The sequence below is a fragment of the Shewanella sp. 433 genome (genome assembly GCF_059338565.1).
Genome location: NZ_CM181703.1, coordinates 1,299,257 through 1,313,880, shown reverse-complemented (window position 1 = coordinate 1,313,880; position 14,624 = coordinate 1,299,257). Strand labels below are relative to the sequence as shown.

Genomic DNA, 14,624 nt, shown 5'->3' with positions numbered 1-14,624 from the left:
TTAGACACTAAAAACCTATTTTTTACTAAAAAAAACAGATTTTTAGAGCTGATGGTTTACAACTGAGAATGATTAGAGTGGCTTAAGCAACTGATTACGCATCGCTAATACTCGGCGTAAAATCAGGCCGGGTGAGTCACTGTTACGTGTCTGACGTAAGTTGTGCGCGATCATAAACTCTTGACGTAATTCCTCATCTAAATCGAGTGACTCAAAAGCATCGAGGGTGAGGGTCTGTTTATGATTATCAATGATCGATTTAATGATAGACAGGGGTAGAGACTGTTCCGACTCGGCATTTAAATAAGCAAAGGCGCTTAAGGCGACAATTTCGCCAAACACGCTAAACAGCGCCAAAGTTTGCACTTCATCAGGGTCAATATTCACCCCTTCCATTTGGTGTAAGCTATCAACCGATTCTGCCGCAATGCTTTCGGTAAGTGTCCAGTAACCTGTCACCAACTTTTTATACAACGGAGGTAACTCATCGAGGCGCTCTTTGAGATAGAAAGTAAATGCGTAACGATAAATGTTAATTTGGCCTAAACGGACCAAGGCATCTTTGAGGGAGCGATTTTTAATGGCAGCAACACAGGGGGCCGCAGCCGCATTACTGCGATACAGCATGTGAGCTGCCAGTGCAGGATCGGATGAGACAATATCAATCACATTACGAATATCACCGTCGGCAATAATGGCTTTTTTTAACGGGATAAGAATACCACGGCGACCAATGACCTGCTCTTCATTGCCGATAATCGCACGCACTTGAGTGAATACTTGATGCTCAAGATCTGTCATGAGAAATTATTAACCTGATTAATCGTTGTGGCAAATCGCCAATTGTTACCGTCGGATTTACCCATAAAACGCCCGCTGCGGTCAAGTCGATTTGCCACAAATTCAAACTTTAATATAAATAAATCAATTAAGCTTGTTAACTGGGTCATAAATGATGAACTCGCTGAACAAAATAGCAGCAGCGAGTAAAAAGTGAATCTAAATATCCCACTTATTTAGCGCAACATCCGCCCAGCCATATTATGCCTGAAGCCGTTAAATAGCTCCGGCCTGTTGTAAACGCTGATGCAGATGCACAGCCAACTGACGATAACCGGCATTATTGAGATGAATCGCATCAGATTTTAGCTCGCTCGATTTAAGTAATTCTGCCAGTTTGTCTTCAATAAGGAGTAAGCCATATTGCTCACTTAAACGCTTGTAGAGACTAGCAGGTGTCAGCCAAATCCCTTTTTGAGGCACAGCAATTAAAACAATGGCAATATCACGCTGCTGGGCTTGCTCAATCATTTGCGCTAAATTTAGCTCAACTTGATGCTCACTCATATTACGTAAAAAATCGTTGCCGCCTTGCAGCAATAACACTAAATGAGGTTGAGTGGCATCTAACACCTGTGCAAATCGCTGCGCCCCTTCGCCGCTGGTTTCGCCAGAAATTCCCGCATTAACCACCTCAAGGCCGGTTAAGTTAGCCAGAACACTGGGATAATCGGCTCCGGCACTGGCGCCTACGCCTTGGGTGAGGCTGTCGCCAAAGGCCAAAATACGCCCATGCTGCGGTAATGTTGCTAACGTCTCGCCCTTTTGAGGCAGTAGCCAGGCCAGCAACACGATGGCGATACCCAAGAGTAGCCATTTTAATTTCATCTTTTAACTCCTTGTTTATCGCTTTGCCACTCACAAGACTAACCTGTAATGATTAAGTCTGGCTTAATCAATTTAAGGAGCTGTTAAGCCTGAACCTCACGAGTAATGCTAGCTCTAGCATACACTTACGATAAAATTGCGGCCATAAAAAAGCCAATCAGCAAACCTGATTGGCTTTATCTTACTTTAAGTCACTTGGCGTGCACGCATTACCGCTTAAAAGCGGTAGCTCGCGGTTAAACGCAGCGCGCGGCCAGTCCCCGAGTAATAACCGTTGCCCCATGCACTGTAATAACCTGCGCTAACATACTCTTCATCAAGTAGGTTATCGACTCGCAAGCTGGCTAACCATGCGCCGCGAGTATAGTTAAGCGCGACATTGGTGAGCAGGTAATCCGCTAGCTTAGGATCAACGTTGGCATTGTCGCCCTCAATAAAGCGCTCCCCCGTATACAGACCTTCAACAAACAGTTGCACATGTTCACTGATATCGTAACTGATATAGCCACGACCCGAATGCTTCGCCACCCAAGAGAGTGACTTACCCTCATTAACGCCATCGGTAAATTCGGCATCAATGTAGTTATATTCAAGCCCCAGCAGCACCTGCTGCATGACTTGCCAATCCCAATCTAAACTGACGCCATAACGACGTGATGCATCGGCGTTCACGTTAGCACCAGGGAAACTGCCACCAGTTGGAGTATCGGCGCTAGGGTCGAACACTATTTCATCTTCTAGTTCGAGACGATAGGCACTCACTCGCAGTGTTTGCTGCGCTAGCGTCCAGTCCCACCCCGCTTCATAAGAGCGGCCAGTTTGCGGCTTGAGCCCCTTCACATTGGCCGGGGTATAAGCTTGCTCATCAACCTTGGCAAAGCGGAAATTATCGTCGGCGCGCAGGTAAAAACGCTGAGCGTTGGTAGGACGATAGTTAATCCCAAGTTCAAATGCGTGGGCATCTTGATCCAACTCAATGCCGTTAGCGTAGGCGCTGGGATCGCGCAGATCGTCGGTCACCTCGGCATAACGCCCCCCCACAATGTAACTGACACTTTGAGTCAGTGGCACAGTGGCTTGCACATAGGCACTGATCTGCTTTTGCACGTTTTCACGGCCACTACTAAACACCGACTCACCACGGCTTAAATCGAGCCCGCTCACTAAGGTTAACGGCCCGTTGCCAGTGGTAAAGTTAGCAATCGCCTTAGGGTTAAACTCTAGTAATGAGCGCGTATCACGGCGGTTGCTGCCCCAGCTATTGAGGCCAGTGATTAAGGTGTCGGCATAATTAATATCCGCCCCAAGCTCCCACTGCTGATTGAGTTGACGCTGGTAGCCCGAACGCAGCGCCGTGGTCATCTCATGCAGATAACTGTCATAGGCCCCTGGGGCGCTGGCATTTGATTGGCGTGGGTCTTGTTCAATCTGCTCAAGGGTTAATGCACCAGCCAATTCTCGACGGTTGTCATAGTAACTGCTTTCGGCAAAAAAGTGCTGCGCATCGTCTTGATACTGCAAGCGCCCTAATAACGATGAGGTTTCATTCGCGTTATGGTCGCGATAGTTATCCCCTTGGTTATAACTGGCCGCACCATAAAAACGCCAATTAGCGTTTATCGCCCCTGACACATCAAGGTTACCTTTATAGGTATCAAAACTGCCCCAAGAAAGCTGCACGCTGCCACCACTGCCCTGTGGCGCCTTGGTGATGATGTTAATCACACCACCCACCGCCTGATCGCCATATAACACCCCCGCACTCCCGGACATGATCTCGATGCGCTCAACTTGATTAAGGGCAATAGCGCTGATGCTTGGGGCGGCAATATCAATATTGTTCAATCGACGTCCATCAATCAAAATCAAGGTATTACTCGCCGCTTGGCTAGCACTAAAGCCCCGCAGTGCAAATACGGCTCCGGTGTTTGAATCAGAAATCTGTATACCACTTTGACCGCGTAACACTTCGGTTAAACTCGTTGCGCCACTCATCTCAATCGCCGCGGCATCAATCACATTGACGTTAGCGGCAATATTGAGAGGGGTACTGACATTGCGACCAATAACGGTAATGGTCTCACCGATATTGATTTGCGCAGAGGGGTCATTTTGCGCCGTCACTGAAAACGCAGAAAAACTAAATAAACCGCCAATTAACAGGGCGATAGCTGTAGGTTGTGTACCCATTTACCTTTAACTCCTAAAAGGGAAACGGGGCAAGAGGTCACGACTTCACGCCGCCGGATAGACGATATGAGGTCGCATTTCGAGATCTGCCCGCCGAAATCTCAAAATCACCTTAAGGGCCGGTCTCCGGACTGAGGATAGGTATAAACCCAAACTGCGGTTGATACGACAAGACTGAGTTTTTTTAACGCTTAGTTATAGCAAGCGCACCCAGCTTTCACCTTTCACCGTTGCGGGGGCAGTGCCAGATTTTCACAGGCTTCCCGATTATCCCATTGCGACTGACGCAACTGGGCACCACAAAAGATTGACTCGAATTTGGTTACCTATAACGGCAATGCACAACTGTTATTCCATACAAAGTGGCATCGCCGTCAAGACCGCGGGCATTATAGACGTCTAAACGGATAAAAGTCTAACAAAGCATGTTAAGTCAGTGTCATACAAATCACCGCTCACATCTGCATACACAGTAAGTCGTTTCGCCATTGACGTTAGTAATGATAATTTTTAACACAAATAAATCACCATACTGACAATAATCACTGTTAACCCTTTATCCTCCCTTGCTACAGACCCTATAATAAACAACCAGTAAGCGATTATTTACCCACCAGTCATTGTCGTCATCTAGCCGGGCGTTATCGACTACTCAAATGGAATCAACCTGTGCTAACAAAACTGCGCGCGATGCAAAGCTCCACCCAGATGATAGTGGCCATGTTTATAGGCTTTGGCGTGGGCTTGTTTTTTGGCGAGTCGGTCGGCTGGCTCAGTAATATTGGCACCAGCGTCATTCTGTTAATGCAGATGACGGTGCTGCCCTTTATTTTGGTTTCTCTCATTGGCGGTATCGGCAAACTGAAGCGCACCACCGCCAGTTTAATTTTTAGCCGCGCTGGCGTCATCATGTTACTGCTGTGGCTTATGGGCTTAGTGCTGGTGGCCCTCATGCCGCTGTCATTTCCTTTTGTTGAAACGGCCTCTTTTTTCAGCACCAGCATTGTCGAGCCCACGACTCCTATCGATTACTTTAAGCTGTATATTCCGGCTAACCCGTTTGAGTCGATGGCGGCGGGCTATGTGCCTGCTATGGTGGTATTCAGTATCGCCATGGGGCTGGCGCTCATTGGCATGGAGGGCGAAAACAAACAGCTTATCATCACCTTTATGCATACCTGTAGCGAGATATTCTCTAAGATCACTCAGGCGCTGGTACGGGTCTTGCCGATAGGGATTTTTGCCATGTCGGCCTCGGCGGCGGGCACGATGGGAGTCGATGAATTTGCCAGTATGCAGGTGTATCTCATCAGCTATTTTGTGCTTTGTTTACTGCTCACTTTCTGGCTGTTGCCGTGGATCATCGCCTCACTCACCCCAGTGACCTATGCCCAAGCGCTGCGCATCGCAAAATCGAGCGTGGTCACCGCATTCGCGACCGGCAATATTTTTATCGTGATCCCTGTGATTGTCGACGAATGTAAGCAGATCATGCGCGAACATGAAAGCCTCAGCGATGACGCCGAAACCCTGATTGAAATTTTGGTGCCCATCGCCTTTACCTTTCCCAATATCGGTAAACTGACGGTCATTTTGTTTGTGCTGTTTGCCGGCTGGTTTAACGGCACTCCGGTGGACATTAGCGAGCTTCCGTCATTGTCGATTAGCGGTCTGCTCTCTTTGTTCGGTAGCGTCTATGTCGCTATTCCTTTTATGTTGGACTTACTGCATCTGCCGCAAGATCTGTTTCAACTGTTTGTGATGTCAGGCTTTATTACCGGAAAATTTAACTCTATAGCCGCCGTTATGTACCTATTTGCCTTAACACTACTCACGGTATCCCTGTTTGAGCGGCGTTTAAGACTGCGCCCACCACAACTGCTGAAATTATGTATTGGCGTCGTCGTAGGAGTCGCCTTGACCTTAGTGGTGAGCCGAGTGGGTATGGGCATGTTGATCCACAGCCCTGATGTCACCAGCGGCGTAATTGCCAATATGCAGGTGGCCGATAAAGTGCCGACTATCGTTAAAAAACAGTTCCCAGTCCTCGGCAAAACGCCAAGCGCCCCAATCGCCAATGTGCAAACCATCCGTCAACGCGGAGTATTAAAGGTGGGTTACATCCCCAGCAATGTGCCTTTTAGCTACTATAATAATGCCGCCCAATTAGTGGGATTTGATAGCGCAATGGCCAGTAAACTCGCCGAAGACTTAGGGGTAAAAGTGGAGTTTATTCCTTTTCATAAAGATCACTTGGCCGAGTCACTCAAGGCGGGATTTTTCGATATTGCCATGTCAGGCTTAGCCATGGATATCAACCAAATGGATCAGCTGAGTTATGTTGACCCTGTGCTCAAATTAAATTTAGCTATCGCCACCAAAGACCATAAGGTCAACAGTTTTAAACGCAAACAATCGATTTTAACGCTGCAAAATACCACCATCGCCTATGTAGAGCACAGTGACATTATCGAAGAAGCCAAGGCCAACTACCCCAACCTCACCTTTGTTAAAATCGACGGTTATAAAACCTTTTTTAGGCAGAAGTCCGATAAATATGATGCGGTAGTGATCAGCGCCGAAGCCGGTTCAGCTTGGACCTTATTCTTCCCCGGTTACGGCATTGCCTTGCTCGAAAGTAAGGTGCAATATCCGGTGGCTTATGCGGTCGCCCAAGACAATCAATCACTACTCAATTACGTCAATAACTGGCAGAAGCTACGCAAAGTCGATGGCCACCAGCAGCGGCTGTATAACTATTGGATGCTAGGCCAAGGCGCCACAGAAGATAAACCGCGCTGGTCTATCATTCGTGATGTTTTACATTGGGTGGAGTAATTAACGGCCTTATTGACGCGCTAATGCTTCGCCTAGAGGTTCAAAATAGTTAAGTAGTTGCTGAAAAATCTGCTCGCGGTGCACCAAATCAGGATAGCCACCGGCGTTCGCGAGATCTGAATTTAAGGTTTCATCGACTAAGTAGGGGTTATCGACCTCTGGATGGCTCTCAATACAGGCTTCAAAGGCCCGCGCCATCAACTCGGTTGGCTTAGCAAAATAGTAGCGCTGATACTGTTTATCTAAGGCGACGGCACGGGTCACAAAGTCGTGGCTATCTTGGCCATCGGCACTTAATAAACAGGTTTGAAATACATGGGCTAAGCGCTGATTTAGCGGATGTTTAATCGGCTCGACATCGGCCAGCCAACAACTACTGGCAAAGGCGATACCAGCGGTGCGCACCTGATAGGCTTTCGGCGCAATATAATGGTCAAAGGCATGCCAAAACTCATGGGCAAGCGCCCCCGCGCCAGCATTTTTTGCCAGCGCTAACTCTCGGTGAGCTGGCATATAATGGGCTTGAACGCCCATTTGACCACCAGTGCCAAAGGCTAAGTTAAGGCTTTGGCGCAGCCCCATTGCGCAAGGCGGCAGCTTGAGCATAAAGGCCAGATCGGCAAAGGCATCAAAGATCAAATTGGCCGCCTTATGCTTTTCGTCGGTCTCAACCCAACTGCCAAGGCGAATATGATTAAGGCCAAAGACCTCTTTAATGTCATTAAAGCTGACCTGTTCACCACCGCGGTAATCGGGCCCTCGCCTTCGATAGGCTTTACGGCTTAACACTTAATATCCTTCAAATAAAAATCAAATTGTAACAGCGATAGCGCCCAGTAAAAAGCCGCCCTAGTGGCGGCTTGGTATTAATGGCATGACAGGTTATAACAAGCCATTAATTTGCTAATTTCAACTCGACTCTGTCATCGACTAGGTTCATGTTGAAATCAAACTCATCGACACGGATCGCGCGCTCACGCTTGAGGTTATAATCTTGCAGCTGCTTATGTTCACCCGGGGTGATAACACCGGCATCAAGCGCGGCATCTAAGGTTAAGGCAAACTTCACGCCGCTTTTAAAGGTGCGTTGTTTCAAGCCCTTTTTCACCTTAGCCAGTAGCGGCAAACAAGCAATCTTGGCTAAATAAGCCTGCTCGTTAATGTAGTTACCATCGCCCGCTACAGGTTTAACTAGATGGGTTAATTGACGCTTAAAGCCAGTATTTAACTGCGCCTGATGAGCCAACTCGCGCACGAGATCATCGTTGATTTTCCTCATCTTAGGTGAGTATGTCACTGTGATGAGTTTCATCAATTGACGCGTCGGCGCCGATGGGAAGTTATCGAGGAAATCCAGCAAGGCTTTTTCTGCATTGCACAAGGCCCAGCGGGTCGCGTAATGGAAATACGGCGCGGCCTCAGCGCGGCTCGCGGCAGACACCTTCTGCTCGTAATAACGGATAGCAGCCATTGCCGCATACAGGTAGCTCATGACATCGCCCAAACGGGCAGACAACATCTCAGCCTGCTTGAGCTTGCCACCCAATACCAGTAACGAGAAATCGGCATACACCGCCAGCTTAGAGGCAAGCTTATGAACCGACTTTTCATATTCAATCACCTCACCCAAACCGGATGTCGCATTAGCTGTAAAAGGCAGCAAACCAAGGCGGAAGGCGCGCAAGCTATTGTTAACGCTATAACCCACCGTTTGCCTAAAGATACGATTAAATGTCTTATCGGCATCGGCGGCATCGCTATGAATCGACTCCACCATGCTTTGCAAATGGGGATGACAGCGCATCACACCTTGACCAAAAATCATCAAGTTACGAGTAAGAATATTGGCACCTTCAACCGTAATCGCGATAGGCTGCGCCACATAACCTGACGCTAAGGTATTTTGTGGGCCACGCTGAATCGCTTTACCCGCCTGAATATCCATCGCCGAGTTCAATACATCACGGCCGATCTCGGTCATATGGTATTTGGCTATAGCGGTAACAACCGATGGTTTTAGCCCAAGGCCTAGGCCTTCGGTGGTCAATACACGCATCGCCTCTTGCAGATAGGTTTTACCCGCGATATCGGCCAGCTTCTCTTGAATCCCCTCAAACTGACCAATGGATAGACCAAACTGCTCACGCACCGCGGCGTATTCAGCCGACGACTTAAATGCCGCCTGACTGACTGACACCCCAAGTGCGGGTAATGAAATACCACGCCCAGCGCCCAAACACGCCACTAGCATCTGCCAACCACGGCCGATATTTTGTTGGCCACCTATGATAAATTCCATCGGAATAAATACGTTCTCGCCGCGAGTCGTGCCGTTATAAAAACGGCATCCCATAGGATCATGACGATTACCCAGCTGCACGCCCGGATGCGACTTAGGAATAAGCGCACAAGAGATCCCGAGCATCTCTTTACCGCCGAGTAACCCTTGGGGATCATGCACCTTAAACGCCAAGCCTAATACCGAGGCGATAGGTGCCAGGGTGATGTAGCGTTTATCCCAAGTAACCGACAAGCCTAAGACTTGCTCGCCTTGGTACTCGCCCATAGTGACAGTACCGACGTCCGGGATCCCGCCCGCATCCGATCCCGCTTCAGGGCTCGTTAAGGCAAAACAGGGGATCTCTTGACCATTAGCAAGGCGTGGCAACCAGTAATCGCGCTGCGCATCGGTGCCGTAATGCATTAATAATTCGCCAGGGCCTAATGAGTTAGGCACCATCACGGTAACCGCAACCGCAGAGCTTTTAGCGGCAATGGTGGCCACAATGGTCGAATTAGCATAAGGACTAAATTCCAGCCCGCCATAGGCCTTAGGAATGATTAGAGAGAAAAACTTATTCTCTTTTAAAAAGTTAAGAATATTATCTGGCAGGTGAGTGCTATTTTGCAGCGCGAAATCATCGACCATTTCGATCAACTGCTGCACAGGGCCATCGAGAAACGCTTGCTCATCGGCAGACAGGCTGACCGCAGGTACAGCGCGCAGGGCGTCGAAATCTGGCACACCTTGGTAGATAGACCCTTCTAGCCACACATCCCCCGCATCGAGCGCCTCTTGTTCTGTAGTAGAAATACTCGGCAGTACTTTTTTAAATTTTGTTCTTATACTCATCTTCAGACTCATCCGACCATTTAATTTGTGTGCATTACGTCACAAAATTTGAAGGAGATCAAACATTCTGAGAACAAAAAAAGCCTTTATTTAACAGTTACAAGCGACGACGACGATTAAATATATGCCTTTTCAAAAAGTTACAGCTGTACGCTTAAATAAAAAAATTTAAACAGTCGTTTTATATTGTCGTTTGAAAACACCATTTATTGACCTAGCACATAGAAATTTTACCAATAAAAACAGTCGAACATAGACTGTTTCATTTATGAAAAAATGCCGTTTTATATTTACTAAATTAGCACTACTTATTGTAAGGATATACGCTTAAATTATCGGCACGAACAATTCCTGCAAGATGGGAAAGATTCATTGCTTGTGTAACGGCAACTCGAGCATCTCCTTGCCAGTACATAGGTTCCCATGCAGTCACTGAATAAGAGAGCGCTTCATGAAGATAGCACTGTTTATACCCTGTCTGGTTAATCAAATGATGCCCCACGTTGGTATCGCCACCGTTGAACTATTGGAAAAACTAGGTCATCAGGTGATCTTACCTAAAGGGCAAACCTGCTGCGGCCAACCAATGACTAACTCGGGTTGCTTTGACGAGGCTAAAAAAACCACCCTCAAACTGCTTAACGCCTTTAAAGGCGTCGAGTGCGATGCCATCGTCTGCCCCGCCGCTTCCTGCTTAGTGGCCGCAAAAGAAAATTTCCACGAATTTGACAGCAGCCCAGAAGCCCAAGCTGTGATCAACAAACTGTATGAATTGACTGAGTTTCTTCACGATGTAGCGCCTATCGGTGCCTTTAACAAGCCGTTTAACCACAAGATCAGCCTACAACTGAGCTGCCACGGCATACGTATGCTCGACTTAGCCACTCCAAGTGAACAGATGGGGCCACGCATGAACAAAGTGGAAGCGGTACTTAAGGACATCCCTAATATTGAAATCGTCTACCCAGGCCGTCACGACGAATGCTGCGGCTTTGGTGGTACGTTTGCCGTCGATGAAGGCGCGGTATCAGCCAAGATGGGCAAAGATAAGGCGCAAGCACACGCTGAAACGGGGGCTAAATACGCAGTAGGATTCGATCCCTCATGCTTGTTACATCTAGATGGCATGATCAGGCGCCAACAGCTGCCAATCGAAACCTTACATATCGCCCAAGTTATTAACGCCGCGCTTTAGGAGTACATTATGTCTACGAGTCATACTACCGCCTCGCATGCGAAAAAAGCCGAAATATTTTGCCAAGATGAACCTCGCGTCGATTGGCACTCTAAAGCGTTATGGACACTGAGAGAAAAGCGCGATCGCGCCGCCGGTAGCCTACCCGAATGGGAACAACTGCGTCAGTTAGGGTCTGAGCTTAAGTTGCACACCCTTACCCATTTAGGCCAATACCTAGAAGAGTTTGAAAAAAACTGCCAAGCCAATGGCATTCAGGTGCACTGGGCTAAAGATGGTGTGGAACACAATCAGATAGTGCATAAGATTTTGGCCGAAAAGCAGGTCAAAAAACTAGTCAAATCAAAGTCGATGCTCACCGAAGAGTGTCACTTAAACCCCTACCTTGAAAGCCATGGCATTGAGGTGATCGACACCGACTTAGGCGAGCGCATTATTCAGCTTGCCAAACAACCACCGTCACACATTGTGGTACCTGCTATCCACCTTAAGAAAGAGGAAGTGGGCGATCTATTTCATGACAAACTCGGCACCGATGCTGGCGCATCAGACCCGCTCTATTTAACCCGTGCGGCTCGCGCTCACCTGCGTGAACAATTCCTGTCGGCCGATGCGGCCATGACAGGGGTGAACATGGCCATTGCCGATAAAGGCGCTGTGGTGGTGTGCACTAACGAAGGTAACGCCGATATGGGCGCTAACCTGCCGAAGTTGCAGCTGCACTCTATGGGTATCGATAAGGTGGTTCCCGATCTCGACAGCGCCGCCGTGCTACTACGCACCTTAGCACGCAATGCCACCGGCCAACCTGTCACCACCTACAGCTCATTCTACCGTGGGCCACAGACTGACGGTGAGATGCACGTGATCATCGTCGACAACGGTCGCACCAAGATGCTGCAGGATAAAATTTTAGCCGAAGCACTAAAATGTATCCGTTGTGGTGGCTGCTTAAATACCTGTCCAGTGTATCGTCGCTCGGGTGGCTTTAGCTATAACTACACCATTCCCGGCCCTATTGGTATTGCCGTCGGCTCACAACATGACGCCACCAACTCTATGCCTTGGGCGTGTACCTTGTGTGGCAGCTGTACGTATGTGTGCCCCACTAAGGTGCCACTGGATAAGATTATTCACCACCATCGTCGCCTCAAAGCGCAAGCGAAGCAACTGCCTTACGGCAAGAGCAGCTACATGCCACTGGTAGGTAACTTTATGGCCAGCGAAACCATGCTCAACTGTTCGATGAGCGTTGCTCGCACCGCACTGCGGATCTTACCTGGTGCCCTATTAAAGCCTTTCTCAGGGGCATGGGGTAAATACCGCGAATTACCGGTCGCGCCAAACTCCAGTTTCGAAGCCTGGTTTAACAAAAATAGAGGTCAGTAATATGTCAAGCAAACAATCTATCCTGCAGGCGCTCAAAACCGTTGCGGTTGAGCCACAAGCGATGCCGAATATCGATGTGAGCCCCCGTATTGACGACGTTATTGGCCAGTTTGAAACCAATCTTGCCACTGTAGCGGGCACACTACACCGCCGCGAAGGGCTCGAAGGCTTACAGGCTAAAGTGGATGAGCTGATAGCTCAAGGCTTACAGGTGATCTCTACGGTTGAGGGGATCAAAGGCAATCGCGCCGTCCCTGATACTGCCCACGAACTTAAAGATATCGATTATGCGGTGATCCCGGGCGATCTGGCCGTCGCCGAAAATGGCGCCATTTGGGTTAATAACCAAAACCTAGGCCATCGCGTGACCCCCTTTATCTGCGAAAACCTGTTTTTGGTGGTCGAAGCCGATAAAGTGGTTGCCAATATGCACCAAGCCATCAAAAAGATTGGGTTAGATACGGGTGAGTTTGGCGTGTTTATCGCGGGTCCATCGAAAACCGCCGATATTGAACAAGCCTTAGTGGTGGGTGCACATGGGGCATGCAGTTTGAATGTCTATCTAGTTTAAGACCGCGGCGCGATGCGCCTCTGGGCTTGAATTAACAATTATCGGGTCAGCAATTGACCTTCGAGCCAGCTGCCATCGACGCCTTGTCGGTGGCAGTTTTTTATTTACTCGCACTTTAATCAACTATCCATTTAATCAACTAGCCGTTTAATCAAACAGCTTGCTGGCCTTATCTTGCATAAATTCAATAAACAGTTTGACCTTTAATGGTTGCTGACTACGTTGATGATACAGCAGGGAAATACGCCGCTGCTCGCCACGCCAGTCGGGCAACACCCGCTGCAACGCTCCGCTAGCTAATTCGGGTTTCACAAATAGCGATGGACCATACAAGATGCCGCCATCATCCACAGCAGCCTTAACCGCCCCATGCAGATCGCCAAGGGTCAACTTAGCCGGGCCTTCATAGTAAAAATCCTCTCCCTCGATATGTTTAAGTGACCAGTTAAACAGCGGCCACACTTTTATCAAGCGATGCACAGGCAATTGCACCGGATGAGTGATTCTAGGGGCTTGGTTCAAATAACCGCTTGAGGCAAACAAACCATAATCGAGCACCCCAAGCGATTTCGATACCCAAGAAGAGTCCGGCTGCGCGCCGCCAACGATGGCGACATCGACCCCTTCATCAATCAAATCTATGCTGCCGTTATCTTGGGTAATGTGCAGTTGAATATCGGGATAGGCCTTGGAAAACGCATTAATCACCTCGATAAAGATCATCGACACGATGGACACCGGGGCCGCTATACGCAAGGTGCCCTCGGGTTTATCTAGGCGCGCTTCGGCGCAGCTATCAAACTGGGCCACCACGTTTTGGTAGCGAGCAAATAATGCGCTTCCCTCTTCAGTTAAGCGCAATTTACGCGTACTGCGCATAATAAGCTGAGTATCGAGCAAGGTCTCTAACTTGGTCAGTTTACGGCTGACCGTCGACACTGGCATATCTAACTCTTTAGCCACCTGAGAAAAACCGCCTGCATTGACTAAATGCACAAACAGATGAATAAGTTGCAGCTCTGAACCAACACAACGCGCCATCGAGGCCAACCTTACGCAATAACATCAAAATGTGTCGCGCATTATAGCAAATTCACTCGCGCCACACAGCACCGCAACATGACCACGACTAACCTAACCACAAGGATATTCAACCGTAGCAATATAAGGCGATGAATATCACGGCGGTCATTGCTATAATTGCGCCACAAAACGCAGCCTATTTGATTTTAAAAGCCACAATGGCTGGCGTTATCCTTTTGAATACAGATGAGTTTACATCATGGCAAGAACCGCAGCAGCGTTACATATTTTAGTCAAACACAAAGAGCAAGCCGAAGCGATCATGCAGCAACTGGCTAAAGGCGCTAAGTTTGATCTGCTGGCAAAGAAACACTCCACATGTCCGTCGGGCAAGAAAGGCGGCAGTTTAGGCGAGTTTAAACAAGGCCAAATGGTGCCTCCCTTCGATAAAGTCTGCTTCTCGGGTGAGCTTATTACGCCCCATCTGGTGAAGACCAAATTCGGTTGGCATGTAGTGAAAGTACTATATAGGACATAAATTAACCAGTCAAATTGCTGGCAATGCTCACGTTACCAAGGTGCTTTCCCGTACTTAATCTCTGGTCACGCAGACTTCC

At 48.4% G+C, this 14,624-nt stretch carries 11 protein-coding genes and 1 riboswitch; of the genes, 5 read left to right on the top strand and 6 right to left on the bottom strand.

Features of this window, described 5'->3' with window-relative positions:
• Positions 1 to 72: 72 nt before the first annotated feature.
• The 3 genes from AC5YB1_RS05890 to AC5YB1_RS05880 all read right to left on the bottom strand — a co-directional run bounded on the left by AC5YB1_RS05890 (position 73) and on the right by AC5YB1_RS05880 (position 3,858).
• Positions 73 to 801: an HDOD domain-containing protein gene (locus tag AC5YB1_RS05890; RefSeq protein WP_494521103.1), complete on the bottom strand. Its 729-nt coding sequence runs from the start codon at positions 799 to 801 to the stop codon at positions 73 to 75.
• Between the two features lie 255 nt (positions 802 to 1,056).
• Positions 1,057 to 1,668 carry a GDSL-type esterase/lipase family protein gene (locus AC5YB1_RS05885; RefSeq protein ID WP_494521102.1) on the bottom strand — a complete coding sequence of 204 codons (612 nt, stop codon included), beginning with the start codon at positions 1,666 to 1,668 and terminating at the stop codon, positions 1,057 to 1,059.
• Positions 1,669 to 1,884: 216 nt separating this feature from the next.
• Positions 1,885 to 3,858, bottom strand: a complete 1,974-nt coding sequence (locus AC5YB1_RS05880) for a TonB-dependent receptor (protein ID WP_494521101.1) — start codon at positions 3,856 to 3,858, stop codon at positions 1,885 to 1,887.
• 100 nt (positions 3,859 to 3,958) lie between these two features.
• A riboswitch (cobalamin riboswitch) is annotated at positions 3,959 to 4,175 on the bottom strand.
• Positions 4,176 to 4,527: 352 nt separating this feature from the next.
• On the opposite strand from AC5YB1_RS05880, the gene AC5YB1_RS05875 reads away from it, so the two are divergent.
• The gene (locus tag AC5YB1_RS05875) at positions 4,528 to 6,696 is read left to right on the top strand and encodes a cation:dicarboxylate symporter family transporter (RefSeq protein WP_494521100.1); all 2,169 of its coding nucleotides are present in this window, start codon (positions 4,528 to 4,530) and stop codon (positions 6,694 to 6,696) included.
• 9 nt (positions 6,697 to 6,705) lie between these two features.
• Here the strand turns inward: AC5YB1_RS05875 and AC5YB1_RS05870 are convergent, their stop codons facing one another.
• On the bottom strand, positions 6,706 to 7,485 hold the full coding sequence (locus tag AC5YB1_RS05870) for a CLCA_X family protein (RefSeq protein ID WP_494521099.1): 780 nt from the start codon (positions 7,483 to 7,485) through the stop codon (positions 6,706 to 6,708).
• A gap of 106 nt (positions 7,486 to 7,591) precedes the next feature.
• Complete coding sequence (locus AC5YB1_RS05865) at positions 7,592 to 9,829, bottom strand: acyl-CoA dehydrogenase (protein WP_494521098.1); 2,238 nt, start codon at positions 9,827 to 9,829, stop codon at positions 7,592 to 7,594.
• Positions 9,830 to 10,280: 451 nt separating this feature from the next.
• On the opposite strand from AC5YB1_RS05865, the gene AC5YB1_RS05860 reads away from it, so the two are divergent.
• From AC5YB1_RS05860 to AC5YB1_RS05850, 3 genes are read left to right on the top strand one after another with little or no spacing between them, the layout of a single operon-like run.
• Complete coding sequence (locus AC5YB1_RS05860) at positions 10,281 to 11,024, top strand: (Fe-S)-binding protein (protein WP_475514639.1); 744 nt, start codon at positions 10,281 to 10,283, stop codon at positions 11,022 to 11,024.
• A gap of 9 nt (positions 11,025 to 11,033) precedes the next feature.
• Complete coding sequence (locus AC5YB1_RS05855; RefSeq protein ID WP_475514640.1) at positions 11,034 to 12,413, top strand: lactate utilization protein B; 1,380 nt, start codon at positions 11,034 to 11,036, stop codon at positions 12,411 to 12,413.
• 1 nt (position 12,414) lies between these two features.
• A complete protein-coding gene (locus tag AC5YB1_RS05850) occupies positions 12,415 to 12,984 on the top strand; it encodes a LutC/YkgG family protein (RefSeq protein ID WP_494521097.1) in 570 nt (189 codons plus the stop codon).
• 147 nt (positions 12,985 to 13,131) lie between these two features.
• Here the strand turns inward: AC5YB1_RS05850 and AC5YB1_RS05845 are convergent, their stop codons facing one another.
• Positions 13,132 to 14,025 (bottom strand): LysR family transcriptional regulator, encoded by an 894-nt coding sequence (locus tag AC5YB1_RS05845; protein ID WP_494521096.1) that lies wholly within the window; start codon positions 14,023 to 14,025, stop codon positions 13,132 to 13,134.
• Positions 14,026 to 14,266: 241 nt separating this feature from the next.
• On the opposite strand from AC5YB1_RS05845, the gene ppiC reads away from it, so the two are divergent.
• A complete protein-coding gene (gene ppiC / locus AC5YB1_RS05840) occupies positions 14,267 to 14,545 on the top strand; it encodes a peptidylprolyl isomerase PpiC (RefSeq protein ID WP_494521095.1) in 279 nt (92 codons plus the stop codon).
• Positions 14,546 to 14,624: the final 79 nt, after the last annotated feature.

Coding starts and splice junctions, on each gene's coding strand:
- AC5YB1_RS05845 (WP_494521096.1), bottom strand. CDS start 14,025: ATGGCGCGTTGTGTTGGTTCAGAGCTGCAACTTATTCATCTGTTTGTG.
- AC5YB1_RS05860 (WP_475514639.1), top strand. CDS start 10,281: ATGAAGATAGCACTGTTTATACCCTGTCTGGTTAATCAAATGATGCCC.
- AC5YB1_RS05865 (WP_494521098.1), bottom strand. CDS start 9,829: ATGAGTATAAGAACAAAATTTAAAAAAGTACTGCCGAGTATTTCTACT.
- AC5YB1_RS05890 (WP_494521103.1), bottom strand. CDS start 801: ATGACAGATCTTGAGCATCAAGTATTCACTCAAGTGCGTGCGATTATC.
- ppiC (WP_494521095.1), top strand. CDS start 14,267: ATGGCAAGAACCGCAGCAGCGTTACATATTTTAGTCAAACACAAAGAG.
- AC5YB1_RS05885 (WP_494521102.1), bottom strand. CDS start 1,668: ATGAAATTAAAATGGCTACTCTTGGGTATCGCCATCGTGTTGCTGGCC.
- AC5YB1_RS05855 (WP_475514640.1), top strand. CDS start 11,034: ATGTCTACGAGTCATACTACCGCCTCGCATGCGAAAAAAGCCGAAATA.
- AC5YB1_RS05880 (WP_494521101.1), bottom strand. CDS start 3,858: ATGGGTACACAACCTACAGCTATCGCCCTGTTAATTGGCGGTTTATTT.
- AC5YB1_RS05850 (WP_494521097.1), top strand. CDS start 12,415: ATGTCAAGCAAACAATCTATCCTGCAGGCGCTCAAAACCGTTGCGGTT.